Genomic DNA, 26,581 nt, shown 5'->3' on the forward strand with positions numbered 1-26,581 from the left:
CGGTCTGAAGCCAGCTGTACGTCAGCATCTGACCCACGTCATTCGCATCGGAAGCAGACCCGTTCAGCGTCACGCCAGCACCGGATGCCACGCTCTGATCGCTGCCCGCATCGGCGGTTGGCGGCGTATTGACCGGGCCGTTCACCGTGATCGCAACCGTGTCCAGAGTGGAATCGACAAACCCGTCGTTCACAATCAGGCGGAAAGTGAGGATCTCACTGTCGCTAATCGCAACCACGGGGGCCGTAAACACCGGGCTTGCCACAGTGCCATCGTTCAGCGTCACAGAAACGCCCCCGGTCTGAAGCCAGCTGTACGTCAGCATCTGACCCACGTCATTCGCATCGGAAGCAGACCCGTTCAGCGTCACGCCAGCACCGGATGCCACGCTCTGATCGCTGCCCGCATCGGCGGTTGGCGGCGTGTTCGGGGGCGGAATGGGTGTGCGCGATTTCACATAATGCGTACCTGAGACACCCTCGACGCCAATCCTGTAGTTATACCACTGACCACCATGCTGGCCGGCAAAGCTCACACCAACAAAATCATCTGCTGCAAACGTGCCATTTGCTCCGTCAGTAACAAAATTTTCGATCGCTGTAATTTCACAAAACTCGATGAAATCACTTGCCTGAATATCACCCGTGCCCCAGTTGATAATCGTTTCCGTCGCACTATCCCAAACGTTTCCGCCTGCATATCTGTTTTTAAAACCGACACCAACCTCGGTGTCATCGTAGTAAGAATTAATAGTACATCTCGAATCTGAAACGCCATCGAGTGCCTCTGTGACATCAAAATAGCCCACTCCGCCCAAAGCATGGGCCGGTCCGGCGGATAGCGTGCCCAGTGTCAGGGCAGCAAACGTGTAAGTTCGTAAGCAGTTCGGTTTCATTGTATCATCCATTGCAGTGAGCGGAGCGCCCCAAAAACTGCAATCAAGGTAAATGTCAGAAAAAATTAACTCTGTGTCGCTGGGCACAGAAATCATCCCGATATCCCTGTTCACAGTGAGGGGAGCGGTCCGGAAAGCCGGACATTCAGCACATCCAATACGGAGTTCACTCATGGAACCTTTCATTGCACAGATCATGATTTTCGGCGGAACCTTTGCCCCCCGCGGGTGGGCGTTCTGCGACGGTCAGCTTCTGCCCATTTCCTCAAACGAAGCCCTGTTCAGCCTGATCGGCACCACATACGGCGGCGATGGCCGGACAAATTTTGCCCTGCCGGATTTACGGGGCCGCGCCCCGATCCATGAAGGCCAGGGACCTGGCCTGACAAACCGTCAGCTGGGACATCCCTATGGGGCAGAACAAGTGTCCCTGACGGCTAATCAATTGCCAGAACACAGCCATACAATGAATGTTGCCAATGCCCCCGCCGACAACAGCCGCCCTCAGGGTGACATGCTGGGACGCAGTGAAATCTACACCGCGACAACAAGCCCAACTGTCCCACTTGCCGCAGAAACCATCAGCGGTGGCGGTTCAGGTCACGGCCACGACAATATTCAGCCAAGCCTCGCCGTGAACTACATCATCGCGCTTCAGGGCATTTATCCATCCCGCAGCTGACCAGGGGCCGGTCTGCTATCAAAAACACTTGGGCGGGATCACATTCCCGCCTAAGCTGTATTGGGGACAAATCAAACAAGGCACTGAAATGAAAAAACCTTTATCACTGATCGCTGTTACGGCACTTGCGGGTCAAATGGCTTATGCCTCTGATCACCGCGATGCACCCGCAACACAAATGGACCCGATGTCTGACATTGGCGACAGCTTTATGTTTAAGGGCGCACAAACCGGCGGGTTGACCATGGCCTATACGCTGAACCCGCTGTCCGGCAGCGGCGCGCCGGGCACCCAGGCATCAGATGAAATCCGGCTTGATCCGGAACGTATCTATATGTTCAAGCTGGATACAAATGACGACGCCCTGGCTGACATCGCCTATAAAATCCGGGTCTTTGATCTGGAAGACGACAGCCAGAAACAGCGCCTTGAAATGCTGCGCGCGGAAGGGCGTGATGCCCAGTCCCATGAATGGGTCGGTGAAATGGTGGGGGAAGGTTTCACAACCGCGTTGAATGCCCCTCTGGAAGTCACCCATGGCGACAATGGCGAACTTCTGTTTGTCGGCCCGCGCCGCGATCCGTTTTTCTTTAACTTCACCTCTGTTCAGGCCCCTGCAGCGCAAGCCATCAAACAGGCCCTGGCCGGTGGTGATCACCTGCCCTCTGCTCCCACATCGCTTGGTGCATTTGGCGTCACCGATATGACCCTGATCGTGCTTGAAATCCCTGAACTTGCAGATCAGACCCTGAACTACTGGGCCGTGGTCGCGGATAGCCTGGGGCATTCTGTTGATCGCATGGGCCGCGCCGGTGTGCAGGGCATCTTCTTTGTCGATCCACCCGTTGGCTATAACAAATGGCATTATCTGCCGGTGGAAAGCAACGGGCACCACTATGACACGGTGGGCGCATTTAACGACGCCTATAATGCAGCCGGCCCTGATCAGGGCCTTGAAGATTTCGGCGCACAGTTCCGTTTCAGCTTTGAACGGCTGGAAGTCCTGAAAGATGACATCGAGGAACATGTCACCTTTTACGCACCGGATATGCTGCGCTGGGATCCATCCCTTGATCCGGGTTACCCAAACGGGCGTTCATTCGCGGAAGATGCGATCTACTGGACCATCAAAGACGTGAACCCTTTCATGTATGAAGACACGGACAGTTTCCTGCCGCGCACCTCTGATCAGGATCTGAACCCGGATCATTTCCCCTATGCCGCGCCTTCCATCAATCAGGCCTGGAAACCCGGCCTGCCGGTGGAACCGGTTGCTCCGATTTACATGGATTAATCCTGCGTGGGCCGGAACACACGGACCGGCCCGCGACCCCGCAGCTGAATTTCCCCGTCTGACCGAAACCCCTGCGCGGTGCTCAGCAGATCCACCGTACTTTGCGACACAAGCATGCTGTTCACAGCACTGCCCCGCACAAGGCGCGCAGCGGTATTCACCGTATCCCCCCAGATATCAAAGCTCAGCCGGTCCTGGCCAATCACCCCGGTAGAGACCGGCCCCGCGTTAATCCCGATCCGGATCTGCCACAGGGGCATGTCGTCTGAAATCCCAAAGGGACGTACGGTTTTCACAAATGTCAGACAGTCCTGCGCTGCGCTAATCATGTGATCAGCAGGCTGGCTATCTGCATGTAATCCGGCAACACACATGTAAGCGTCACCAATGGTTTTCACCTTCTCCACGCCGTGCCGGGCAGCGATGCGGTCAAATTCGGAATAATACTGATCCAGAATCTGCACGAGGATCATTGGGTCCAGCGTTTCTGCATGGGCCGTGAAACCGACAAAATCCGCAAACATCACCGTCGCATTGTCAAAGCGCCGGGGCACAACGCCCCCGTCTTCGCGCAGCTCCTGCGCGATAGATTCAGGCATAATTGAATGCAAAAGCTTCACCGTGCGGCCCTGCTCTTGCTGCAATTGCGCGTGGAGTTCTTCCAGTGCCGCTTTTGATGCCTCAACCTCTTCCAGCACACGGCGCTGAAAGGACTGGCCTGTGTCAATCAGATGTTCCAGTTCGGTGCGCCGCATTTGCGAACGCTCCAGCCGCCGTTTCAGGCGCAGGACCTCGCGTTCTTTGTCCATGTCAGCTTTCGGGCGACCCGATCAGAACCGCAATGAAAGCGTTGGTATGGGTCAAAGACGGGCCGTTCATGATATCGGGGCCTATTTCCCCGTAACAATAAAACCCGGCCGTGGGGACATCCGCGCCAATAATGTCTTTAATACCCGCGTATTCTTCCCCTGTGCGGGTCCCAAGCGTCGCCCGTCTTCCGGCGCAGGAAAACAGCAAAGCCACGTCAACGTTGCAATCCCCGAAACCGGCAGCGGCCTGACCAACCGCATTGCGCGCCGCATCAATGATTTCCTGGCGGGATGCGGTCGCAAGCTGCACTTCGCTGTCCTGCGCCACCGGGTTGACCAGATGCAATGCGCCAGTTTCCGCGTCAAAATTCAGAGGCGAACTCAGAACAAGCGATCTGCGGCTTTCATCACGCACAGCCAACGGGTAAAAAATTGACGGTTGCTGCAGGTAATCAGCATAAAGTTCTGCGGCCGGGCGATCACCGATCTCATACACAACCTGACCTTCGGCTCTGGTGACCACATGTGGCTGACCAAGCGGCGTGTATCCGGTTGAAACGCCAGATGACACCACAAGAGGCCCATGCAACATAAGCACCACAACCGCATCACTGGTGACCACGTCATTGCAGATCTGACGTGTCCCTTCAAACCGCAGCTGATCCCCGGCAGCCCCCCCGACAATCGGTACATCCGCGCCCAAAGCCGTGCGCAGACCGTCAACAAGATGGTGGATATTTGTGCCCAGCCCTTCAAGCAAAGAAATCGCCAGCGATGGGGCGGTTTCTGTCCCTGCGCGGGCCTGGTTCACGGCTGTCAGAGTGGCGTCTTGCGGATTTGCAACGGCGCCCTGCCCCATGCCGACGGTAAACTCGATATTGTCTGAGGCAAACAATGTGATAACAAGGCTATCCTCAAGGAACCCCTCGCCACCGGCAATCTCGCCATCCGTGGTACAGCCCGCGATCAACAGATCGGGGAACCGTTCCAGCATGGCCTGCGACACCACCTCAAGGTCCAGATCAACCGCCGCATACACCAGCGCGGCCCGGGGTGGATGCCCATCCAGCATCTCAACGGCCATATCCAGTGCTTCCTGCGTCGTTGTTAAGCTATCCGGATCATCAGACCAACCAGTTCCAACCTTTAACATTCCATCCCCCCTTTGGGCGGATCAGCTGACCTGATCCGCGCCTTTATCTGCGCTTATGTCTCTGGCACAGCAATGCCATGCGCTTTCATAACATCAATTGCAGCTTCTCTTGCAACCTTTTGGAAAGCTTTGACAACTTCCGGAAGATAATTCCCCTCAGCAGTGGCGGATACCCAGGGATCCTGCGTGGTTGAAATCAGGAAGGACAGCGATGTTCCATCCGTCGGATCAAGCCCCGCACGGGTGCCAAACGCATCGACAAATGTCTGGCCATAGCTGGGCACATCGAAGGCAGAAGAGGTAACAAACATTGGATTTTTGGGCACTGTACCGCCGTTAAATGTACTGATGGACAGGTGATTGAAAATCGCTGTGTTCAGTTCATTCATCAGGGCGGGATCACGGTTCCAGCCCTCAGAGGTTCTGAAATTCACCGCATAGGTGACAATATTCTGATCAGATCCAAGCTCTTTGAACAGTGCATTTGCTTTCGGATCTTCCACCAGAAGATCCAGAAGCTCGTTATTTTGTCTTGGCACAAAGTTATCGCGGATATAAGCGATCTGCTCTGCGACGGCATCGGGGCTTTCGGCGGATTTTTCAGCAGGAAGGCGTTGAAAAGGAACAACTTTGATAAAGTCGTCTGTCCCATCAAGGGATACCAGTTCCGAATACAACCGCTTAGAGTTAAAAATACACTTCCCCAGCAGCTTGCCATATCCTGACTTATCAGGACGGATCATTTCATGGGACAGATAAACCCCCGCAGCCGCAGCCCCGGGTTTGGAACCCTCGATCCCATAAACACCAACAGTCGGGTCAACACCACCGTGATACACAACGGGGGCCGTGAAGGTGATCATATCCCGCATCGCGCCGTTGCGATAACACAGCGCACCCGCAGGATAAGGCACAAAACCCGCCTTGTGTGGGTCAACGGTTTGCGTATCTGCATGCCGGAAAGCGCGATACTGACGCAGCACATAATCGCTCATGATCATCGCCGGGGTTTGTTCCAGCGCATCCGCCTGATCCGGATCAATGGGTTCCTTGCTGTCGCGCAACATAGACGCAAAATACCCGCCCCAGGCACCATCGACATGCAGACAGAATTCAAGCCCTTTGGACCGGAATTCATCACGCAGTTCAACGATATCAGCCAGCGGATCAACAGCGCTTTCTTCGGTAGATCCGATAACGGCAACCACCTCTAGCACCGGGCGCTTATTGTCGAGACACTCCTGCAGCATCTCGCGCAGGTGATCCATGCGCATGCGCCCATCCAGGTCGACGTGAACACGGTGCAGCTGATTGGCACCCAACCCGATAAGGGCCGCACTTTTCGGCCAGGAATAATGTGCCGTAGACGGTGCCAGAACGATGGGCAGGTTCTGCACATCCTTTGCGATAAAGCGCTGCTGGTATTCCGCAAGCCCCAGGTTCTGCACAGAATACGTATCAAGCGCAGCTTTGATCGCCGCCTGTGTCACGCCGAAATCTGATTGCAGACGGGGTGACAGGGCGATCACATCATCAACAGCAACGTTCAGCAGTTCCCAACAGCTCAGGTCCAGAAGCTTCGCAACCCGCCCGTCAGCCAGCGTCACAGTCACATCTTTGCCCGCCGCCATGTCGGGTTCGTTGCGAATGGCCTCGGCCAGCGTAATCGGCATATATTTCAGATTGCGCGCCGCCCACATTGATTCACCATTGGCCACCGATCCGTCACAGGTGATATGCGCCCAGGGCGTAATCCCGCCCTTTGTTTCATCATCGGGCACAGTATAGCCCAGCATCCGCGCCAGATCCTTGCCCACTTCAATTTCCAGCAATGTCGTCACAGGCGAAGCCTCAGCGGCAACATTGTTCTGATTGTAAAGCATCGCAGCAAAGTACCCGATCGCGCCGGGCATGGTGATATCCCAGTACATATGCGACTGATTGCGATAGCTCGACAGCGGGATTGATCCGTGCAGGGCCCCCAGAAGATCATCAAGCTTGTGATCCAGCGTATGAAGCGTCTCACGGTATTCTCTTGAAGCTTTGATTTCCGGTGTCACATAGGGCGGATCATCAAACTGCGCCCCATATTCACGGCGGGCATCACAATGCGCCCCGACGGCACGCACCACGGCCCGCTCCAGGACGTCCTGATTTTCCGCCACAGGCCCCAGAAACCAACCCGCCAGGGATTTTGACCCCTTGCTGTTATCAAGATCCATTCTCCCGGAATCGCGTTCCTGTTTATGGAATGTGTTCAGGACGGATGTGATCTTTTTGTGCTTATCAGTCAGGCTCATAAAGCGCTCCCATTGTGTCTTTGGCCAGCCTCATAAATGTCAGAAACCACATCCGAAGCCTGGCCCTTTCCGGAAGCAGATTTGCGGTTTTAGGGTAAAAGTGATGTGCTGTTGCGCACGTTTCCTCAAAGAATCTTAACACTCCATAGCAAGCAACTGACGCAGATCACGGATCACAATTTTTTTGCGCTCAGATTCAATCACGCCAGCCTTGTTCAGTTTTGCAATCGCACGGCTGACCGCTTCCCGGTTTGACCCGACATAACCAGCCATCATTTCATGCGTTGGTGTGTTCCGGATGATCCCACCTTCAACAAGTTGCTCCTGGGCCTGCGCCAGTTGCATCACCCGCACCCGCACCCGGGTTTCAACATCATGTGCGATCAGCCCGAACACGCGTTCATTCATGTTCCGCAATTGACCAACAAGGTCCCTGGCAAGATTAATTCCGACTTCAGGAAACTCATGCAGGATTTTCAGAAACCGTTCCTTGCTGAGCTTCGCAAAAACGCAATCTGCACCGGCTGAAATCGTGATGGACCGCGCCCTGTTGTCCAGGGCTGCAAGCTCCCCGAAATACCCATTCTGCCCAATTTCTGTAAACAGGATTTCCCGCCCGTTTTCTGCAATTATCTGTCCGATAACAGAACCAGATAACAGAAAATACATGTCCGTCGTCGGATCGCCGTGTACGATCACCAACTGACCACGCGACGCATGCAGCCTGTCCGTTTGCACCGCAATTTGCTGCAACTGATCCTCACGCATCCCGGCAAACAGACTGCAATTCTGCAACGCCTGTGATAGCTCAGACGCCGGCACTTTTTCCTCGGACATAATCCCCCCATCCCTGATCAGGTTGATTTCAGGTTTGCTGTCCCAACAGCAAGTCCCCACCTGCTTCAACCCTGGGGATATTATATGATGCCTCGCCACAGCATACAATTGCTGAGAAAATATATTCACCTGCTAAAGGCAACATCTCTCTGATCCGGAACTGACCCATCATAACAGCTGTAAGCATCGGAAAATTGCTGAAAAAACCATCGCCAGAAAAACGGTTTACGGCCTTGTGCCTAAGCAGAAGGCCATCGCAGACACGCACGGGGCAGGTGTAACGCATACCCCTGGACGCAGGACTTGCGAAACAGGCAATGCCACCTTCGCCAGTCGGAATGCGAAAAGGTTTTGCTGCCATAACATTATTCGAAAGCAGGAAGGACTGCGGTTCAGCCTTTAAGCTTATGGATCCGCGCTGTGATCTTGTTGCGCCAAAGTCTGCGCTGTTTTGCCAAACCGTAATACCAGCTGCGGTCATTTACCTTCCGGCCACCTGCATCGCCATCGATATCACTATCCGCCCCAATATAACTGATAAGTGTCGGCCATACGGCAAATCCACTGGCGCGCTTCGTCATGGTTTCACGAAACTGGCTGTCCACAGGCATGGTAACAACTGAATGATTGTCACGAATATTTTCCGCCCCTTGCCGAGACCACAAAAGAGCCCCGGTTACCTGCGGAAAGTAATATGCCTGAACAAGATCATGCCCATGAGACAACTGATCCACAGACTCAAAGATCTTCAGCCTGCCGGGCGCAAGGTGAACGGCGTCCCACGGCGTACCACTATCCTCAAAAAAGCGGATCGTTTCTTGCGCTATGCTGAAAAGATTCTCATCAAACTGAATGTCATCTTCAAGGATCATGGCATAAGGGCTGTCCGTTGCCAGAAACCTGTCCAGGCACTCCAAATGACTTTTGTAGCATCCGTATTCGCCCCCCCGCAGTGGCCGTCCCAGAAAACGTTGCGCCGTTTGCAAATCACAGTCGCTCACCTGGGTGAGATCAACTTTACGCCCATCAAAAGCGGACACGCGTTCAGGATCTGTAATACCCACAGCCTGCAATTGAGCCTCCATAGAGGCACGTCGATCAACGCTACTATCAAGGTTAATGTAATAGACTGGAAGATTTATGGTCATCAGGATATCTTTTGGTAGCTACCAGGATTCACCTAAACTAAGCCAGCAGAGACATCAAGCTCAGGTAATATATCCCAGATTATCTCACTCTGCGGGCAGATGCTTTGATACAACGACAATATTTGAGAAGAGATACGGAACGAATGGTGGGTCGTGAGAGGCTCGAACTCCCGACATCTTCGGTGTAAACGAAGCGCTCTACCAACTGAGCTAACGACCCGTTCCGTAGGTGGTGATTTAGAGAAACCCGCCAGGGGGCGCAAGAGGATTTTTGCAGTTTTTCCGCTGAAATCGAACTTTTTTCAGCAACCCCGCAAACACCGGTAGAATGCCACGCCCATGCGACTGAATGATACCACCTTCAAGGTCAGACAAAAAAACCACCCTGGAAAGCAGGGTGGTTTTTTTCGGATCACGCCTCGGTTTTTCCACCGGATCGACGGATTTTACAGGTATAGACCGTGGCGCCGCCGATATCCTTGACCTGTTTCACGACGATTTTGCCAAGCGGCTGAAAAACCATCTGACTGTCTTCGGCCAGATTGTCGCCAATTTCTTCAAGGATCGCATCAAGGATCGGCCGGACTTCGTTTTTCCGCACTCCGGCACGACGTGCAACTTTTTCAATCAGATGTTTCTTCAGAATACGCGTATCTTCAGAGGCCTCTTGTGCAGCTGCCGCCGGTGCAGCTGTTGCTGGCGCCTTAACTATTGCTGGTTTTGCTTTGGCAGGTGCCTTGGTCGATGAACTCATTTTAAGTTTACTCCGTTAACTACAGACAAAGGATAGCGGGGATGCCTCCCCCACACCACCCTAAACAATCCTTTAATCATGTCCGTTGTATGAAAGAAAAAAGGCGCGGACTAAACCGCGCCTTCGTCATTCTGTCATCTGGTATCAGTGCTGCGCCGTCACGCCAGCCTGGGTTTTCGTCGCCAGTGCGGCCTGGGCGGCGGCGGCTTCTTCGGCGACCTCGTCCCATTCAACGGCCTCTGGTGCCTCAACCAGCGCATGCTTCAGAACCTCTGACACATGGCTGACCGGAATGATCGTCAGACCTTCTTTCACATTGTCCGGGATTTCCGGCAGGTCTTTTTCATTCTCTTCCGGGATCAGCACGGTTTTGATACCACCGCGCAGCGCCGCCAGAAGTTTTTCCTTCAGACCACCAATCGCCAGCACATTCCCACGCAAGGTAACCTCGCCAGTCATGGCCACATCACGCTTTACAGCAATGCCAGTCAGCACAGACACGATAGAGGTCACCATGCCAACACCTGCAGAAGGGCCATCCTTTGGCGTCGCCCCTTCCGGCACGTGCACGTGGATGTCGATCTTTTCAAAATGCGGTGGCTTCACCCCGATTTCAGGGCTGATGGAACGCACAAAGGAACTGGCGGCATCAATGGATTCTTTCATCACATCGCCAAGCTTACCGGTTGTCTTCATACGGCCCTTACCAGGCAGTTTCAGCGCTTCGATCTGCAGCAGATCGCCGCCAACCGACGTCCAGGCCAGACCCGTGACAACACCCACCTGATTGTCCTTCTCAGCCAGACCAAAGCGGAATTTCTTCACGCCCAGGAAATCATCCAGATTATCCGCGTCAATCTTTACAGTTTCGGCTTCTTTCTTAACGATTTTGGTCACGGCTTTACGGGCCAGTTTCGCGATTTCACGCTGCAGGTTCCGCACCCCCGCTTCACGGGTGTAATGACGGATCAGACCAGTCAGCGCCCCATCGGTCACTTCCAGTTCGCCCTTGCGCAGACCGTGGTTTTTGATCTGCTTGTCGATCAGGTGATGACGCGCGATCTCAGCCTTCTCATCTTCGGTGTAACCGGCAAGGGAAATGATTTCCATCCGGTCCAGAAGCGGGCCAGGCATATTATAGCTGTTCGCAGTGGTCAGGAACATCACGTTAGAGAGGTCATATTCAACCTCCATATAGTGATCTGAGAAAGTAGAGTTCTGTTCCGGATCAAGCACCTCCAGCATCGCAGATGCGGGATCACCACGGAAATCCTGACCCATCTTATCGATCTCATCCAGCAGGATCAGCGGGTTGGTGGTTTTCGCCTTCTTCAGCGCCTGAATGATCTTACCCGGCATAGAACCAATGTAAGTCCGGCGGTGACCGCGGATTTCGCTTTCGTCACGCACGCCACCCAGGGAAATGCGGATAAATTCACGCCCTGTCGCCTTGGCAACAGATTTACCCAGCGATGTTTTACCCACACCAGGAGGGCCGACAAGGCACATGATCGGGCCCTTCAGCTTTTTGGAACGCTGTTGTACCGCAAGATATTCAACGATACGTTCCTTAACCTTTTCCAGGCCATAGTGATCTTTATCCAGAACCGCCTGCGCGTTCGCCAGATCCTTTTTCACCCGGGATTTCACACCCCATGGAATGGACAGCATCCAGTCCAGATAGTTGCGCACCACTGTTGCCTCTGCAGACATGGGTGACATGGATTTCAGTTTCTTAACTTCCGCATCCACCTTTTCACGGGCTTCTTTGGAAAACTTGGTTTCAGCGATCTTCGCTTCCAGTTCCTGAAGCTCATTCTGACCTTCATCACCGTCGCCCAATTCCTTCTGAATGGCTTTCATCTGCTCATTCAGGTAATATTCACGCTGGGTGCGTTCCATCTGGGATTTCACGCGGGTTTTGATCTTTTTCTCAACGCGCAGAACCGACAGCTCCCCCTGCATCAGACCATAGATCTTCTCAAGGCGGGCCGCGATATCCAGGATTTCAAGGATTTCCTGTTTCTGTTCCACCTCAATCCCCAGGTGACCAGCCACAAGATCGGCCAGTTCATTGGGTTCACGGGTGTCGGCAACCGCTGTCAGGGCCTCTTCCGGGATGTTTTTCTTGATACGGGCGTAACGTTCAAATTCCTGATCAACAGACCGCAACAGGGCTTCTGATACAGCTTCATCGCCCGGCACTTCTTCCAAAAGCTCAGCGCGGACTTCAAAGAAGTCATCATTCTCAACGAATTCGCTGATCTGCACACGGGATTTGCCTTCAACCAGCACTTTCACAGTGCCATCGGGCAGTTTCAGCAGCTGCAGCACATTTGCCAGCACACCAATACGGAAAATGCCATCCGCAGTCGGTTCATCTACGGAAGGATCCATCTGACAGGACAGCATGATCTGCTTGTCATCCTGCATGACCTCTTCCAGCGCGCGGATAGACCGTTCCCGGCCGACAAAAAGCGGCACGATCATATGGGGGAAAACCACAATATCGCGCAGGGGCAGGACGGGATAGGTCTGGTTAAGTTGCTCTTGCATTATCAATCCTTGCTTAGCAAAAGACGCAGGCCCCAAACGGCAGCCACGGTCTTCTCTGTTCGGAGATCTGAGATAGGGATGAAATGCCCCATATTCAACCTTGATCCCATAAGTTGGCCGCGATCATGCACCTTGCAGAAACCCGCTGCAAGGGGCCAACCCCACCTTTATAGCAGAGTTGGCATGGATTTTCTTAAATTCGGTTAAACCGTCTCAGAATGCATCACCGCTGACATCCCTGAGAACATCAGATGATCTGCGGTAAGCCCAGTAAACTTTACAGTCCGCTGAACTTACAGCGGCTCAATATCGCCCTGGGCGCGGGTTTCGTGGAAAGTTTTCTCAAACTCCGCAAAACGTCCTTCAGAGATCGCATCGCGCATGCCCTGCATCAGCTCCTGGAAGTAATGCAGGTTGTGCCAGGTCAGCAGCATGCCGGAAATCATTTCCTGGCTGCGGAAAACGTGATGCAGATACGCGCGGGAATAGTTGGAACAGGCCGGGCATGTGCAGGCTTCATCCAACGGGCGCGGATCATCCGCATGGCGGGCGTTTTTGATGTTCACAACACCATTGCGCGTGAACACCTGCCCCGTGCGGCCAGACCGGCTGGGCAACACGCAATCCATCATATCAATGCCACGCGCCACAGCCCCAACGATATCGTCAGGCTTGCCCACGCCCATCAGGTAACGCGGCTTATCTTCCGGCAGGAAACCAGGGGCATAATCAAGACAGTCAAACATTTTCTCCTGCCCCTCGCCCACTGCAAGACCGCCAACAGCATAGCCATCAAACCCGATCTCACGCAGGGCCTGCGCAGATTCCTCACGCAAATCAGCCTCAAGCCCGCCCTGCATAATACCAAACAGCGCATGTCCCGGACGATCACCAAAGGCATCACGCGAACGCTGCGCCCACCGCATCGACAGACGCATGCTTTCGGCAATCCGGTCTTTATCCGCAGGCAGTGCCGGGCATTCGTCAAAACACATGACAATGTCAGACCCCAGAAGCTGCTGAATTTCCATGCTGCGTTCCGGGGTCAGTTCATGACTGGACCCGTCAATGTGACTTTTGAAAGTCACGCCCTTTTCTGTCAGCTTGCGCAGCCCCGCAAGGCTCATGACCTGAAACCCGCCGCTGTCGGTCAGAATGGGTTTGTCCCAGTTCATGAACTTATGCAGCCCGCCCAGACGGTCAATGCGTTCTGCCGTCGGGCGCAACATCAGGTGATACGTATTGCCCAGCAGGATATCTGCGCCAGTCGCCGCAACGCTTTCCGGCATCATCGCTTTCACCGTGGCCGCCGTGCCCACAGGCATAAAGGCCGGCGTGCGGATGTCGCCACGCGGGGTTGATATCACACCTGTCCGGGCTTTTCCGTCGGTGGCGTTCAAAGAATAGCTGAATTTGGTCATAGAGACCGAATGTCCCAATTTTCCTGGGTTGCCAAGGGAAAAATAAGAAACAGAGGTGATCAACTCTCACAAAACAGATGGCCCTGGTGCATTGATTACCTGACTCCATAAAAAACTTCGCCCCCAGAAATTCCGGCTACCCGGAACGTCTGGGGGCTGCAATCCGAACGGGACGCACTTACTAACTAATACAAGCAACTTTATGGCGGCTGCTGCTGATTCCAATTTATGCACGCCAACCGGCTGATCTGCAATTTCGGAAATCAGACGCACTGTCTCAGAATTGAGACATTTTAGATTCCATTCTGCTATTAACCATGTATATTGTAGCTGTAAGGTTGCAGGTTAGACGTTTACTTTTGCGCTGCGTGAATCTTTTGATTGAACGTGCCCCCCTGTAAAACATAGGAAAAAATGATCCTATATGTCTGTATCCAAAGTATTTTCTCTTAACTTGCGCCGGCTAACAGACCAGGTTGGCAATGTGTCCGAAGTTGCGCGCCTGCTGGACATTAACCGGGCACAGTTCAACAGGTATCTGAGTGCCGAATCTTACCCCAAGCCGCCGATACTGGCACGCATTTGCGATTATTTCGGTGTTGATGCCCGGATTCTGACAGATCCGCTGGATGAAGAGGCTTTGCACGCCCTGCCGGAACCTGGCACAGAAAGAAAACCCTCCTCCCCAAGCCACTTCTGGGAAAATGCTGCCCATTGGCTGCCTGAATGCGATTTCGATACACCCGGCCAGAAGCACATCGAAGATGGTCTGTATCTCTATTGGCGTCAGTCACTGGCAAATAAGGCACAATATATAGCCACCCCAGCACAAATCGGCACGACCAGAGGTCTTCGTACATTTCGTATGTATGGCGTCAAATCACCGATCATGATGACCCATACACTGCCTCCCAGGCAACGCGAAATTCGTGGTATTCTGCTTGGACAGGAGCTGGGAATTGCCATTTTTCTGCCCCCCAGCCAGACATCATTGTCCAGTATCACAATTTACCTGAACAACAGCTACAGCAACAGTTCCGTCTTTCTTTCTGGCCACACCACCATTGCCCGGGATCCCCGGGGGAACTACAGCAACACCGCACGCTGCCTGTTTCAGCGCCTTCCGGCGGATCCACGCTCTGTCGTATTTGCTGCAAGACATCACCGCTACTTTAAGCCGGAAGAGCTTCCCACAGACGTTGCTCCCCTGCTCCTGACGAAAGGCTGAATAGCCTGGTGGCGACATTTTAGCTGGTCAGAACCTCTGGACCTCTTTCACGATAATCCCTATATCTTCACTCAGGTAATGAAAGAGACCCGTGATGACTGCAGAGACATCTGCGCCAATGGAAGGCGCCCCGCTGATCAAACCCTCCTCAACCAACCACGAAATGTATGACACAGTGGTCGAGGCCTGCCGTTCCGTATTTGACCCGGAAATTCCGGTGAACATCTACGATCTTGGCCTGATCTATACGATTGAAATCAGTGACACCAATGAGGTCGCTGTTCTGATGTCCCTCACCGCTCCGGGTTGCCCTGTGGCCGGCGAAATGCCGGGTTGGGTTGCTGAGGCGATTGAACCGCTGCCGGGCATTCAGTCCGTCAGCGTTGAACTTGTCTGGGAGCCACCCTGGGGCATGGAGATGATGTCAGATGAGGCACGTCTCGAACTGGGCTTTATGTAAGCCCTGACAAAAGGAAACGCGCGATGTTTGGTATTCCGGGAAAACAGGCGGTCACCATGACCCCCGCCGCTGTGAAACAGATCACAAAGCTCATGGTTGCCAAAGGCCATGCGGGCCTGCGCATTGGCGTGCGCAAAGGTGGCTGTGCCGGCATGGAATACACGATGGATTACGTCGATGCCGCCGACACCCATGATGAAGTCGTCGAACAAGATGGTGCCCGTGTGATGATTGCACCCATGGCGCAGATGTTTCTGATCGGCACAGAGGTTGATTATGAAGTTGGCCTGCTGGAAAGCGGGTTTAAGTTCAACAACCCCAATGTGTCAGACGCCTGCGGATGTGGGGAAAGTATCCGCTTTGAAGGTATGGATGGTCCGGCGGGCGATTTAAAACTGCCACAGTAAGCCCCACCAGAACGCACGTCCCGAACCCGCCCCAGTGGCGGGTTTTCTTTTGCTCGCGCTTTTAACAACCTCTGAATCCCCCGTTCCCCGCGTATGCATAAGTAGTGCATAGAAAGTGCATGGTTTGTGCATGCGATATTCTGACGTTTTGGCTTGTTTCATCCGCTCACAGATTGGTGTGCATGTGTGAACATTAAAAACGCAATCCTCACGGTTCTGTGTCTTGAAGGTGATCTGAAGCACCCCCAAATCAATCACATCGGAAGCACAAAGACTTCCTCCAAAATTCGAAACACCCAGACCCTTGAAAGGTTAACGCTATGAAAACTGTAATCGCATCCATCCTCGCCCTGACTGTTGCTGCTCCTGCTTTTGCGGGTGCCAAAGATGTTGAGGCGCATTTCGCCCAGGACAACACCGGTATTGAAAGCGTTGTTGTTGAACGCTCTGCCCCAGTTTCAGCAGAAGCTGTTGAAATTTTTTCTGATCTGGCGCTTGAGGCTGGCACAGGCATCGAGACACAAGCCAATCCATCCGTCGGCGCAACCCTGTCCTCCAAGGGCGGCGTGAACCCGGTTGCCGCTGCATGGTTCGCAGGCCAGCTGGCATCCGAGGACGCATCTGACCGGTAAGGTTAAAAGTTAATAACCACGACGAAACGAAAAGGCCCGGGGGAAACTCCGGGCCTTTTTTCATTCAGACCCCCCACTTCTGCCTGCAATTCCCTTGACGCCCCGCCATCCGCCTGCGAATTCTTGCAAAAGAAATCAAAAAGGACGACAGGCAATGCGCAGAAAGCTCGCCGCTGGCAACTGGAAAATGAACGGTACAACCATTTCCCTTACCGAAGCGGAAAACCTCGCGAAAGCATACACTTCCCCAAGTGTAGACCTGTTGATCTGCCCCCCGTCCACCCTGCTGTCCCGCCTTTCTGAAACACTTGGCAACAGCCCGATCGCAACCGGCGGTCAGGACTGTCACGCCGCCACATCCGGCGCGCACACCGGTGATGTTTCCGCAGAGATGCTGAAAGATTCCGGCGCAACCTATGTGATCCTTGGTCATTCAGAACGCCGTGACACCTATGACGAAGAAAGCGAAGAGGTCCGCGCAAAGGCCGGTACTGCAATGGAAAACGGGCTGACAGCTGTTGTTTGCCTTGGCGAAAGCCTGGCGCAGCGCGAAGCCAATAACACGCTGGATATCATTGGTGGTCAGCTGGCCGGTTCAGTGCCTGACGGGGCAACTGGTGAAAACCTGGTGATCGCCTATGAACCCGTCTGGGCCATCGGCACGGGCCTTGTGCCAACCCTGGAACAAATCGCCGAAGTCCATGGTTTCATTCGCGAAAGACTGATCCGTCGCTTTGGCGAGGAAACCGGCAACGCGATCCGCATTCTTTACGGCGGCTCTGTCAAAGCCGCCAACGCCACTGAAATCTTCTCTGTCGCAGATGTGGACGGCGCACTTGTTGGGGGGGCCTCCCTGAAAGCCTCTGATTTCTCAGGCATTATCGATGCGCTTGAAAAAGCCTGACCATGAACAGCAACACGCCCCTGGTCTCCGGGGAAACTCTGATGGCGGCACTGCGCCTGTGGCAGGCCCGCGTTGACGCGGAACTGATCACGCAGGGGTATCCATTCATGGCCGGACCACAGGGGCAAAAGCGAAAATATTCGCGACTTCACAGGAGCCAGAGATGCAGAAATTCACCCAGTCCCCCACCGATCCGGAATTCGTTCAGAACCCCTATCCGTTTTATGAACGCCTGCGGGCTGCCGGGGATTTTGCCTTCTGGGATGATTACAACCTGACCTGTGCCAGTTCCCATCAGGCTGTGTCCGCTCTGCTGCGCGATCGTCGTTTTGGCCGCGAAGTGCCTGAAGACAAACGCAAACCGATCCCGGACCATCTTACGCCTTTCTATGATGTCGAAGCCCATTCCATGTTAGAACTGGAACGCCCCCGCCATCCCCGTCTGCGTGGCCTTGTGATGCGGGCGTTCACCTCGCGCCGGATCAAGGGGCTTGCGCCCGAAATCGAAGCCATCACCCATGATCTGATCGACAACTTCCCATCCGGCGAATTTGATCTTCTCACTGCATTTGCCCAGAAGATCCCCGTCATCATCATCTGCCGCCTGCTGGGCGTACCGGAAACCATGTGGCGTGAACTGCTCGAATGGTCCAATGCTATGGTCATGATGTATCAGGCCGGTCGCACGCGAGACATGGAAGACAAAGCCGTACGCGCCACAGAAGAATTTGTCGCCTTCATGCGCGAATATGTGGAAAAGCGCCGAGCAACACCAGGGGATGATCTGATCTCTGCCCTGATTTCCGCGGAAGAAGAAGGCACAAAACTGTCCACGGATGAGCTGATCACAACCTGCATCCTGCTTCTGAACGCAGGCCACGAAGCCACGGTGCATTCCATCGGCAACGCTGTCAAAACCATCCTTGAACACGGCGCGCAAGCCCATTGCACCACAGAGGGCATTGAAACGCTGTCTGAGGAAACCCTGCGTTTTGACCCACCCCTGCATATGTTCACCCGCTGGTGTTATGAAGAAGCTGAGATCTGCGGTCACACTTTCCAGCCTGGCGATGAAGTTGCCCTGCTGCTGGGATCTGCCAACCGGGACGGCGCCACCTGGAAAAATGGCGAAAGCTTCCAGCCTATGCGCGACGTTCAGACCAACACCAGTTTCGGCGCGGGCGCACATTTCTGCATCGGCGCCCCCCTTGCCCGGATGGAATTGCAGATCGCCCTGCCGATCCTGTTCAGCCGCTGCCCGGACCTTGCCCTGGCAACAACACCGGAATACGCCGACATCTATCATTTCCACGGCTTGAAAGCCCTGCCCGTCACTGCTACATAGGCCAGCCCCGCAATCAAAAAAGGGCCGCCCGCCATGACACAGACGCTTGGAATTGACTTCGGAACCTCAAACTCCGCCGCCGGGATTTCTATGAATGGTCGCCCCTTTCTGATCGATGTGGAAGCGGGTGAAAACACCCTGCCCACGGCCGTGTTTTTCGATTTTGACAGCGGCAAAACCCTGTTTGGCCGCCAGGCAGAACGCGCCCTGATCAATGGCGACGACGGACGTTATATGCGCGCATTGAAAAGCATCCTGGGCACGCCCCTGATGCATGAAAGCCGGATGATGATGGGCGAACGCATCACATTCGTTGATATCATCGCGCGTTTTTTGAAACGCTTGAAAAAGCGCGCCGAAGACCTGTGTTATCAGGATTTTGACCACGCCTTATCCGGGCGGCCCGTGTTATTTCATTCGTCTGATCCAGAAAAAAACGCACAGGCCCTGAAAGATCTGACCCAATGCTATCTGGCCGCTGGCTTTAAGTCGGTCGACTTCATGCCCGAACCCGAAGCAGCCGCGCTGGCTGCGGGTCAAAAAGGTGATGGGCTGAAACTGATCGTCGATATCGGCGGCGGTACATCCGACTTCACCGTCTTTCAGAATACACTGCAGGGCATCGATATTCTCGCCAGCCACGGCCTGCGCCTGGGCGGCACCAATTTTGACCGCAGCATCAGCTTTGATCACGTCATGCATCTCTTTGGCAAAGACAGCGAGATCCGTAAAGATTTTGGCGCAGGCACCCATGCCGCGCCCCGCGCGATCTTTCATGACCTTGCCACCTGGCAGATGATCCCCTTCCTCTACGCTCCTGAAGTCAAAAGAAAAGTCGCCGACCTGCAACGCAACGCCGTTGATCGCCCCGCCTATGATCGCCTGATGAATGTGCTGGATGATCACCTGGGCCATGACATCGCATTCGCGGTGGAACGCGGCAAAATTCAGGCCAATATGGACGGTCAGGGCATGATCAACCTGGCCACTGTTGAGCGCGACTTAAACCAGCCGCTCAGTGCTGAAATGCTGACCACATCCCTGACCCCGCATATGGGCAGCCTGACCTCGGCCGTCCAGGAAACCCTGACGCTCGCCGGTTGCACCCCGGATCAGATCGACAGCGTGATTTTTGTCGGCGGCTCCAGCCTGATCAAAGACATCAGCAGCACGGTGAAAACCACCCTGCCCCAGGCCACGCTTCACTATAATGACGCTTTCACTGCCATCATCGATGGCCTTGCCCTCGCCACTGCAAATCCCCGATAGACTTCATCTTTCCATAAATACTCCGGGGGAGTCCGCCAACGGACGGAGGCAGCGCCCCCTCACCCTTCCCGCAAAGGCAGCGGACGGTTGTTGATGATCTCTTCCATCGACAGCAGCGCCGTCACATTATAAATGTCCACATCATCAATCAGCGCCTGATAGAATTTATCATAGGCCCGGGCATTGGTCACACGCACCTTCAGAATGTAATCAATATCCCCCGCCAGGCGATGCGCTTCCATCACTTCAGGCCGGGCATTCAGCGCATTCATAAACTGTTCTTTCCAGCTCGCCGCATGTTGTGACGTGCGGATCAGAACAAAGAAACAGCTTTCAAAACCAAGCGCTTCCGCATCCAGAACAGCGGTCTGTCCCTGGATCATGCCGCTTTTCTTCATCTTCTGAATACGATTCCACACAGGCGTCTTAGATGACCCCGCCTTACGTGCAATTTCATCCAGCGACTGGCCCGCGTCCTCTTGCAGGGCCATCAGGATTTTCCGGTCGATCTCATCAATACGGACTGACATTCCGCTTCTCCTTAAAAACCGGAAATATTCGCCTGCTGGGCGTAAAAGCCGGAATGATTGTTCTTATCTACGCCCGATACTAGCGCAATATCGGGAAAATATCCTATATATCACCCAGTAACAAGCAGGATTGCGGAACAATGGACCATTTCCCGATTTACATGAAGACCGATGGGGCACGTATTGCGCTGTCCGGCGGCGGCGATGCGGCCATTGCGAAACTGCGTCTGCTGGTTAAAACACAGGCGCAACTGGATGTGTTCGCAACTGAACCGTCCAACGCCATCCGCGATCTTGCGCAAAGTGGAAAAATTTCCCTGCATCTGCGCGATCTGCGTTTCACTGACATTGCTGGCGCCGCCCTGGTTTATGCTGCTGACGAAGATAACGTGCGCGATCAGGACATCCGCGCCATGGCGCAGGCGCAAAGCGTTCCGGTCAATATCGTCGACAACCTGCAGGACAGCGACTTCATCACACCGGCGATTGTCGATCGTGATCCCGTGACCATCGCCATTGGCACCGAAGGTGCGGCACCCGTTCTGGCGCGTGCGATCAAAGCCAGCCTTGAAGAAGAACTCCCTCCGGTTCTGGGCAAGTTGGCTGAAATCGGGAAATCCTTCCGCTCCCGCGCCTTTGCCCTGCCCGCTGGCCGTGCCCGCCGTGATTTCTGGGCTGACTACTATAATCACGCTGGCCCACAGGCCTATGCAAACGGTGGTGACGCCGGCGTGCGTGACGCCCTTGATACGCTCCTGATCCAACACCTGAACGAAGAAGACGCGGCAGGCCGCATTGATCTGATCGGCACCGGCGCGGGCGAAGCTGACATGCTGTCGATCCGTGCCCGCCGTGCCATTGACCGCGCTGACATTGTTATCGCCGATCACGATGTATCTGGCGAGATCCTGGAACTTGCCCGCCGCGAAGCTGAATTTCTTCCGGCCTCCACCCCGGCCACCGACATCCTGGATGCCGTGCGCGAAGGTGCCTCTATTGTGCGCCTGAAGCCCGGCACCGGCACACCGGACGCCCTGATTTCCGAAGCCCTGGCAGCAGGCGTTGATTGCGCCATCTTGCCAGGCCTTCCCTTCACACAACAACCGACACCCCAGCTACAGCAAGGACAACGCTCATGAGCCGTCGCCCCTTCACACCAAAAGTCATCACCGCAAACCACCTGATCTCAGGTGACGTGATCTACTGGTCTGCGGACAGCTGTTGGGTTTCCGCCCATGCGGATGCCGCCCTGTTCACCGAACAAGACGCAGCCGACGCGCAGTTCGCCATTGCCAACGCCCAGCAGCAGATCGCTGTTGGTGTGATGCTGGCAGATGCTGTTATGGGCGACAATGGCCCAGAACCTGTACATTTCCGTGAGGAATTCCGCGCTACAGGCCCATCCAACTATTTCCACGGCAAGCAAGCTGAAATCGCAAGCGCAGGAGCCTGAACATGTACCACTATAACGACTTCGACCGCGCCTTCCTGAACGAGCGCAACGCACAATTCCGCGCCCAGGTTGAACGCCGCGTGGCGGGCAACCTGACCGAAGATGAATTCAAGCCTCTGCGCCTGATGAACGGTCTGTACCTGCAATTGCACGCCTATATGCTGCGGGTTGCGATCCCTTACGGCACCTTGTCTGGTGCGCAAATGCGTCGCCTTGGTGACGTGGCTGCGAAATATGACAAAGGCTACGGTCACTTCACCACCCGTCAGAACATCCAGTACAACTGGCCGACACTCTCTGATGTGCCTGATATCCTGGACAGCCTGGGCGAAGTTGGCCTGCACGCGATCCAGACCTCTGGCAACACCATCCGCAACGTGACCGCCGACCATTTCGCCGGTGCCGCCAAGGATGAAATCGAAGATCCACGTCCCGTGGCTGAACTGCTGCGCCAATGGTCCACCGATCACCCGGAATTCCAGTTCCTGCCGCGTAAATTCAAGATCGCGATCACAGGCTCCCCAAATGACCGCGCCGTGACCAAGGCGCACGACATCGGGCTGCGCATGGTGCGCAATGAGGCGGGTGAACCCGGCTTTGAAGTGATTGTTGGCGGTGGCCTTGGCCGTACACCAATGGTGGGCAAAGTGCTGCGCGCCTTCCTGCCAAAGGCCGATCTTCTGCCATACTGTGAAGCCGTGGTGTCCGTCTGGAACACCCTTGGCCGTCGCGACAACAAATACAAAGCCCGCATCAAGATCACCGTGCATGAAAACGGCATCGAGAAAATCAGCGAGCTGGTGGAAGAACGTTTCAACACCCTGCGTCCGCAGTTCTCTGGTGTGGATCAGGAACTTCTGGCTGATATCGAAGCCCACTTCCAGCCCCCCGTCTGGGAAGCATCCGATACCGGCGTGTTTGATGCGGCTTACGCAACTGATCCTGTCTTCCGCTCCTGGGTGGATACAAACATCACCGATCACAAACGCGACGACCACGCGATTGTTTCGGTGTCTCTCAAAGCCCACGGTGACACGCCAGGGGATGCAACCACAGAACAGATGCATCTGCTGGCCGATATCGCCCGTGACCATGCCTATGATGAACTTCGTATCAGCCATGAACAGAACGTCATCCTGCCACATGTGAAGAAATCCGACCTTCCGGCAATCTTCGAACAGCTGAAAACCGCAGGTCTGGGCACGGCCAATATTGGCCTGGCCTCGGATATCATCGCCTGCCCTGGCATGGATTACTGCGCCCTTGCAACAGCGCGTTCCATCCCTGTGGCACAGCAGATCGCCAACCGCGTACAGGAACTGGGCGTGGAACATGACATCGGTGCGCTGAAGATCAAAATCTCTGGCTGCATCAACGCCTGTGGTCATCACCACGTAGGCCACATCGGAATCCTCGGTTTGGATCGTGCAGGTGTTGAGAACTACCAGATCACCCTTGGTGGTGACGGCACAGAAACCGCCGCAGTCGGCGAACGTGCAGGTCCTGGCTTTGCCTATGACGCCATCGTTCCGGCGATTGAACGTCTGGTTCTGGGTTATCTCGACCTGCGGACTGACCCGTCCGAGACCTTCCTCGCGACCTATCGTCGCCTGGGTGCAGCACCGTTCAAAGCTCTGCTTTATCCGGAGGATGCGAAACATGCCGCTTGAAGCCCCCCTTCCCGCACCAGCGGACCGGGCGAAGGAGCTGAACGCGCGCTATCGTCATCACGGCGCGCGTGACATCCTGGCCCAGGCCCTGTCTGACCCGCTGACCGGTCGCATCGCTATGGTGTCGTCCTTCGGGGCGGAATCCGTTGTGCTGCTGCATCTGCTGTCCACCCTGGACCGCACGGTTCCGGTGCTGTTTCTGAACACCGAAATGCTGTTTGAGGAAACCATTCAGTATCAAAGGGATATCAGCAAACAGCTTGGCCTGACCGATGTGCGCGTGATCTCACCGGATCGCAACGAAATGTTCCTTGAGGACAATGACGCACTGCTCTGGCAGAAATCAACCGATGCCTGCTGTGCGCTGCGCAAAACCCGTCCGCTTGAAAAGGCACTGTCTGGTTTTGATGCCTGGATCACCGGGCGCAAACGCTATCAGTCCGGGACACGCGCCCAGATGGGTCTCTTCGAAGCTGACGGCGAAAACCGCATCAAGGTCAACCCGATGGCCCATTTCACGCCGGACACCATCCGCGAGTATATGGAAAACAACAATCTGCCGCGTCACCCGCTGGTGAAAAAAGGCTTTGCGTCCCTGGGCTGTGCCCCATGTACATCTCGCGTACGCGACGGCGAAGACCCACGCGCGGGCCGCTGGCGCGGACAGGACAAAACAGAGTGTGGCATACACTTTGAAAACGGAAAAATGGTGCGTACACCCGTGCGCCCGTCAGGAGAAGTATTCTGATGTCAGTTATCATCACAGATGAGGGCTTCGGCTCTGAACACTGGGAACATGGTTTTTTCACGCTGGACGAACTTCCGGCAAACCATCCCCCGGCCCTGGCGGTCGATCTGCCTTCAGATGTTGCGGTGGAAGACCTGCCGCAGCTTCTGAACAACGTCGATCTTGTGCGCATTGACTTCCCGTCTTTCGCAGACGGCCGCGGCTTTACCCTGGCCCGTCGCCTGCGGGATCTGGGCTTTGTCGGTCGTCTGCGGGCGCGTGGTCATGTGATCTCCGATCAATATGCCATGGCGCGTCGTTCCGGCTTTGATGAGGTCGAGATTGATGATAGCCTGGCCGCCCGTCAGCCCGAAGGTGAATGGCTTGCCCGCGCCAACTGGCAGGACCACAGCTATCAGGCGCGCATGCGCGGCTGAACGCCAATTTTCGTTAGCACACATACAAACTGGACCTGAGAGCCAATTTGTCCTATTGAGTGATGAAAGGGCGTGGGGTATTCCCCGCGCGGACCCTATGAATGAGCATGTAAAAGTGACCGATACAACCGCAGACGCCCCCGCAGTCAAAGCTGTCCCCGCCCTTCCGGACGCGCAAACCGTAACCGAAGTTCAGCATTACACAGATCGCCTGTTCCGTTTCCGCTGCACCCGCCCGGCAAGCCTGCGCTTCCGTTCCGGCGAATTCGTGATGATCGGCCTGATGGGCGATCCACATCCGGAAACCGGCAAGCAGAAACCCCTGCTGCGCGCCTATTCCATTGCATCCCCAAGCTGGGATGAGGAAATGGAATTCTATTCCATCAAAGTCGAAGACGGTCCGCTGACATCCAAGCTGCAGCACATCAAGGTCGGCGACGAAGTGATCCTGCGTCCGAAACCCGTTGGCACCCTTGTGCATGACGCACTGATCCCGGGCAAACGCATCTGGTTCTTTGCCACCGGCACAGGTTTCGCACCATTTGCATCCCTCCTGCGCGAACCACAGACCTATGAAGATTACGACGAAATCATCATCACCCACACCTGTCGTGAAGTCGGCGAGCTGACCTATGGTCGGGAACTGATCGAAGGCCTGAAAGATGATGAGCTTCTGAATGAAGTGATCGGCGAAGGTTTCTGGAAGAAGATCAAATACTACCCGACCACCACCCGCGAAGAGAGCCCCAAGATGGGCCGCATCACCGATCTGATGCGCTCTGGCGAGGCTTTCTCTGATCTTGGTGTCGAACCTCTCTGTGCAGAGCATGACCGCGCCATGATCTGCGGCAACATGGCCTTTAACCTTGAGCTGAAAGAAATGTTTGAGGAATACGGCCTGGAAGAAGGCGCGAATTCCAAACCTGCGCAATACGTGGTGGAAAAAGCCTTCCTCGATTAAGTTTCAGCATCGCTACTGTACACTATGCTGACGCCCCGCCTGGACTTTCCGGCGGGGCTTTTCTTTTGTGGGTTCTATGAACTGCCCCTTAATTCCCCGTTCCCCGCATATGCATAAGATGTGCATAGAAAATGCATATGTTGTGCATGCCATATTCACGCGAATTCCCTTGTTTCAAACGCTCACAGCCCTGTGTGCATGCGTGAACAGACCTCACGGTTCTGTGTCTTGAAGGTGAGCTGAAGCACCCCCAAATCAATCACATCGGAAGCACAAAGACTTCCTCCAAAATTCGAAACACCCAGACCCTTGAAAGGTTAACGCTATGAAAACTGTAATCGCATCCATCCTCGCCCTGACTGTTGCTGCTCCTGCTTTTGCGGGTGCCAAAGATGTTGAGGCCCACTTCGCCCAGGACAACACCGGTATTGAGAGCGTTGTTGTTGAACGCTCAAGCCCCGTCACCGCAGAAGCCGTTGAAATCTTTGCTGATCTGGCGCTTGAGGCTGGCACTGGCATCGAGACACAAGCAAATCCTGTTGTCGGTGCAACCCTGTCCTCTAAGGGCGGCGTGAACCCGGTAGCAGCCGCATGGTTCGCAGGCCAGCTGGCATCTGAGGATGCATCTGACCGGTAAGGTCAAAAGTTAATATCTTTAATGAAACACAAAGGCCCGGAGAAACCTCCGGGCCTTTGTGTATTGACATAA

General features: G+C 54.8%; 26 protein-coding genes and 1 tRNA gene. 16 read left to right on the forward strand and 11 right to left on the reverse strand.

What is annotated here, in order from left to right; genetic code table 11:
• Positions 1 to 895 (reverse strand): PKD domain-containing protein (locus H1D41_RS14435; RefSeq protein ID WP_449271802.1); only part of this gene is annotated, 895 nt, incomplete at its 3' end.
• A gap of 172 nt (positions 896 to 1,067) precedes the next feature.
• Between H1D41_RS14435 and H1D41_RS14440 the strand changes: the two genes are divergently transcribed.
• Complete coding sequence (locus H1D41_RS14440; RefSeq protein WP_228849581.1) at positions 1,068 to 1,577, forward strand: phage tail protein; 510 nt, start codon at positions 1,068 to 1,070, stop codon at positions 1,575 to 1,577.
• Between the two features lie 88 nt (positions 1,578 to 1,665).
• Entirely contained in the window at positions 1,666 to 2,871 is a 1,206-nt protein-coding gene (locus tag H1D41_RS14445; protein WP_228849582.1) for a DUF4331 family protein, read from the forward strand.
• Here the strand turns inward: H1D41_RS14445 and H1D41_RS14450 are convergent.
• The 9 genes from H1D41_RS14450 to tgt all read right to left on the reverse strand — a co-directional run bounded on the left by H1D41_RS14450 (position 2,868) and on the right by tgt (position 13,849).
• On the reverse strand, positions 2,868 to 3,680 hold the full coding sequence (locus H1D41_RS14450) for an adenylate/guanylate cyclase domain-containing protein (RefSeq protein WP_228849583.1): 813 nt from the start codon (positions 3,678 to 3,680) through the stop codon (positions 2,868 to 2,870). The genes H1D41_RS14445 and H1D41_RS14450 overlap by 4 nt on opposite strands.
• Position 3,681: 1 nt before the next feature.
• Entirely contained in the window at positions 3,682 to 4,833 is a 1,152-nt protein-coding gene (locus H1D41_RS14455) for an FIST signal transduction protein (RefSeq protein WP_228849584.1), read from the reverse strand.
• 53 nt (positions 4,834 to 4,886) lie between these two features.
• Positions 4,887 to 7,133, reverse strand: a complete 2,247-nt coding sequence (locus H1D41_RS14460) for a pyridoxal phosphate-dependent decarboxylase family protein (RefSeq protein ID WP_228849585.1) — start codon at positions 7,131 to 7,133, stop codon at positions 4,887 to 4,889.
• Positions 7,134 to 7,268: 135 nt separating this feature from the next.
• On the reverse strand, positions 7,269 to 7,970 hold the full coding sequence (locus tag H1D41_RS14465) for a Crp/Fnr family transcriptional regulator (RefSeq protein ID WP_228849586.1): 702 nt from the start codon (positions 7,968 to 7,970) through the stop codon (positions 7,269 to 7,271).
• Between the two features lie 392 nt (positions 7,971 to 8,362).
• The gene (locus H1D41_RS14470; RefSeq protein WP_228849587.1) at positions 8,363 to 9,118 is read right to left on the reverse strand and encodes a glycosyltransferase family 25 protein; all 756 of its coding nucleotides are present in this window, start codon (positions 9,116 to 9,118) and stop codon (positions 8,363 to 8,365) included.
• A 144-nt stretch (positions 9,119 to 9,262) separates the two neighbouring features.
• A tRNA-Val gene (locus tag H1D41_RS14475) sits at positions 9,263 to 9,338 on the reverse strand.
• Between the two features lie 192 nt (positions 9,339 to 9,530).
• Entirely contained in the window at positions 9,531 to 9,872 is a 342-nt protein-coding gene (locus tag H1D41_RS14480; RefSeq protein WP_107498123.1) for an HU family DNA-binding protein, read from the reverse strand.
• A 144-nt stretch (positions 9,873 to 10,016) separates the two neighbouring features.
• Entirely contained in the window at positions 10,017 to 12,428 is a 2,412-nt protein-coding gene (gene lon / locus H1D41_RS14485; RefSeq protein ID WP_228849588.1) for an endopeptidase La, read from the reverse strand.
• 293 nt (positions 12,429 to 12,721) lie between these two features.
• Positions 12,722 to 13,849 (reverse strand): tRNA guanosine(34) transglycosylase Tgt, encoded by a 1,128-nt coding sequence (gene tgt / locus H1D41_RS14490; RefSeq protein WP_228849589.1) that lies wholly within the window; start codon positions 13,847 to 13,849, stop codon positions 12,722 to 12,724.
• A 424-nt stretch (positions 13,850 to 14,273) separates the two neighbouring features.
• Between tgt and H1D41_RS14495 the strand changes: the two genes are divergently transcribed.
• From H1D41_RS14495 to H1D41_RS14525, 7 genes are all read left to right on the forward strand, one after another.
• Positions 14,274 to 15,077, forward strand: a complete 804-nt coding sequence (locus H1D41_RS14495) for a helix-turn-helix domain-containing protein (protein ID WP_228849590.1) — start codon at positions 14,274 to 14,276, stop codon at positions 15,075 to 15,077.
• A gap of 94 nt (positions 15,078 to 15,171) precedes the next feature.
• Entirely contained in the window at positions 15,172 to 15,537 is a 366-nt protein-coding gene (locus H1D41_RS14500) for an SUF system Fe-S cluster assembly protein (protein ID WP_228849591.1), read from the forward strand.
• A gap of 23 nt (positions 15,538 to 15,560) precedes the next feature.
• On the forward strand, positions 15,561 to 15,944 hold the full coding sequence (locus H1D41_RS14505; protein ID WP_107498127.1) for a HesB/IscA family protein: 384 nt from the start codon (positions 15,561 to 15,563) through the stop codon (positions 15,942 to 15,944).
• Positions 15,945 to 16,264: 320 nt separating this feature from the next.
• The gene (locus H1D41_RS14510) at positions 16,265 to 16,576 is read left to right on the forward strand and encodes a hypothetical protein (RefSeq protein ID WP_228849592.1); all 312 of its coding nucleotides are present in this window, start codon (positions 16,265 to 16,267) and stop codon (positions 16,574 to 16,576) included.
• Between the two features lie 154 nt (positions 16,577 to 16,730).
• Positions 16,731 to 17,480 carry a triose-phosphate isomerase gene (gene tpiA, locus H1D41_RS14515; protein WP_228849593.1) on the forward strand — a complete coding sequence of 250 codons (750 nt, stop codon included), beginning with the start codon at positions 16,731 to 16,733 and terminating at the stop codon, positions 17,478 to 17,480.
• A gap of 163 nt (positions 17,481 to 17,643) precedes the next feature.
• Positions 17,644 to 18,825: a cytochrome P450 gene (locus H1D41_RS14520; protein ID WP_228849594.1), complete on the forward strand. Its 1,182-nt coding sequence runs from the start codon at positions 17,644 to 17,646 to the stop codon at positions 18,823 to 18,825.
• 33 nt (positions 18,826 to 18,858) lie between these two features.
• Positions 18,859 to 20,094 (forward strand): Hsp70 family protein, encoded by a 1,236-nt coding sequence (locus tag H1D41_RS14525; RefSeq protein ID WP_228849595.1) that lies wholly within the window; start codon positions 18,859 to 18,861, stop codon positions 20,092 to 20,094.
• Positions 20,095 to 20,153: 59 nt separating this feature from the next.
• Here H1D41_RS14525 and H1D41_RS14530 read toward each other — a convergent pair whose 3' ends face one another.
• On the reverse strand, positions 20,154 to 20,624 hold the full coding sequence (locus H1D41_RS14530) for an Lrp/AsnC family transcriptional regulator (RefSeq protein WP_228849596.1): 471 nt from the start codon (positions 20,622 to 20,624) through the stop codon (positions 20,154 to 20,156).
• Between the two features lie 140 nt (positions 20,625 to 20,764).
• Here H1D41_RS14530 and H1D41_RS14535 point away from each other — a divergent pair, with 140 nt between their 5' ends.
• The 7 genes from H1D41_RS14535 (at position 20,765) to H1D41_RS14565 (ending at position 26,509) form a co-directional block, all read left to right on the forward strand.
• Positions 20,765 to 21,763, forward strand: a complete 999-nt coding sequence (locus H1D41_RS14535) for an NAD(P)-dependent oxidoreductase (RefSeq protein WP_228849597.1) — start codon at positions 20,765 to 20,767, stop codon at positions 21,761 to 21,763.
• Complete coding sequence (locus H1D41_RS14540) at positions 21,760 to 22,077, forward strand: DUF2849 domain-containing protein (RefSeq protein ID WP_228849598.1); 318 nt, start codon at positions 21,760 to 21,762, stop codon at positions 22,075 to 22,077. Before H1D41_RS14535 ends, H1D41_RS14540 begins: the two co-directional genes overlap by 4 nt.
• Before the next feature lie 2 nt (positions 22,078 to 22,079).
• On the forward strand, positions 22,080 to 23,747 hold the full coding sequence (locus tag H1D41_RS14545) for a nitrite/sulfite reductase (protein WP_228849599.1): 1,668 nt from the start codon (positions 22,080 to 22,082) through the stop codon (positions 23,745 to 23,747).
• Positions 23,737 to 24,495, forward strand: a complete 759-nt coding sequence (locus tag H1D41_RS14550) for a phosphoadenylyl-sulfate reductase (RefSeq protein WP_228849600.1) — start codon at positions 23,737 to 23,739, stop codon at positions 24,493 to 24,495. Before H1D41_RS14545 ends, H1D41_RS14550 begins: the two co-directional genes overlap by 11 nt.
• Positions 24,495 to 24,911, forward strand: a complete 417-nt coding sequence (locus H1D41_RS14555; RefSeq protein ID WP_228849601.1) for a DUF934 domain-containing protein — start codon at positions 24,495 to 24,497, stop codon at positions 24,909 to 24,911. The genes H1D41_RS14550 and H1D41_RS14555 overlap by 1 nt, the downstream gene beginning before the upstream one ends.
• A gap of 97 nt (positions 24,912 to 25,008) precedes the next feature.
• The gene (locus H1D41_RS14560; protein ID WP_228849602.1) at positions 25,009 to 25,872 is read left to right on the forward strand and encodes a ferredoxin--NADP reductase; all 864 of its coding nucleotides are present in this window, start codon (positions 25,009 to 25,011) and stop codon (positions 25,870 to 25,872) included.
• 325 nt (positions 25,873 to 26,197) lie between these two features.
• The gene (locus H1D41_RS14565; RefSeq protein WP_228848591.1) at positions 26,198 to 26,509 is read left to right on the forward strand and encodes a hypothetical protein; all 312 of its coding nucleotides are present in this window, start codon (positions 26,198 to 26,200) and stop codon (positions 26,507 to 26,509) included.
• Positions 26,510 to 26,581: the final 72 nt, after the last annotated feature.

Origin of the sequence: Halocynthiibacter styelae, assembly GCF_016123485.1 — a bacterium.
In the GTDB taxonomy this organism is placed as follows: domain Bacteria; phylum Pseudomonadota; class Alphaproteobacteria; order Rhodobacterales; family Rhodobacteraceae; genus Halocynthiibacter; species Halocynthiibacter styelae.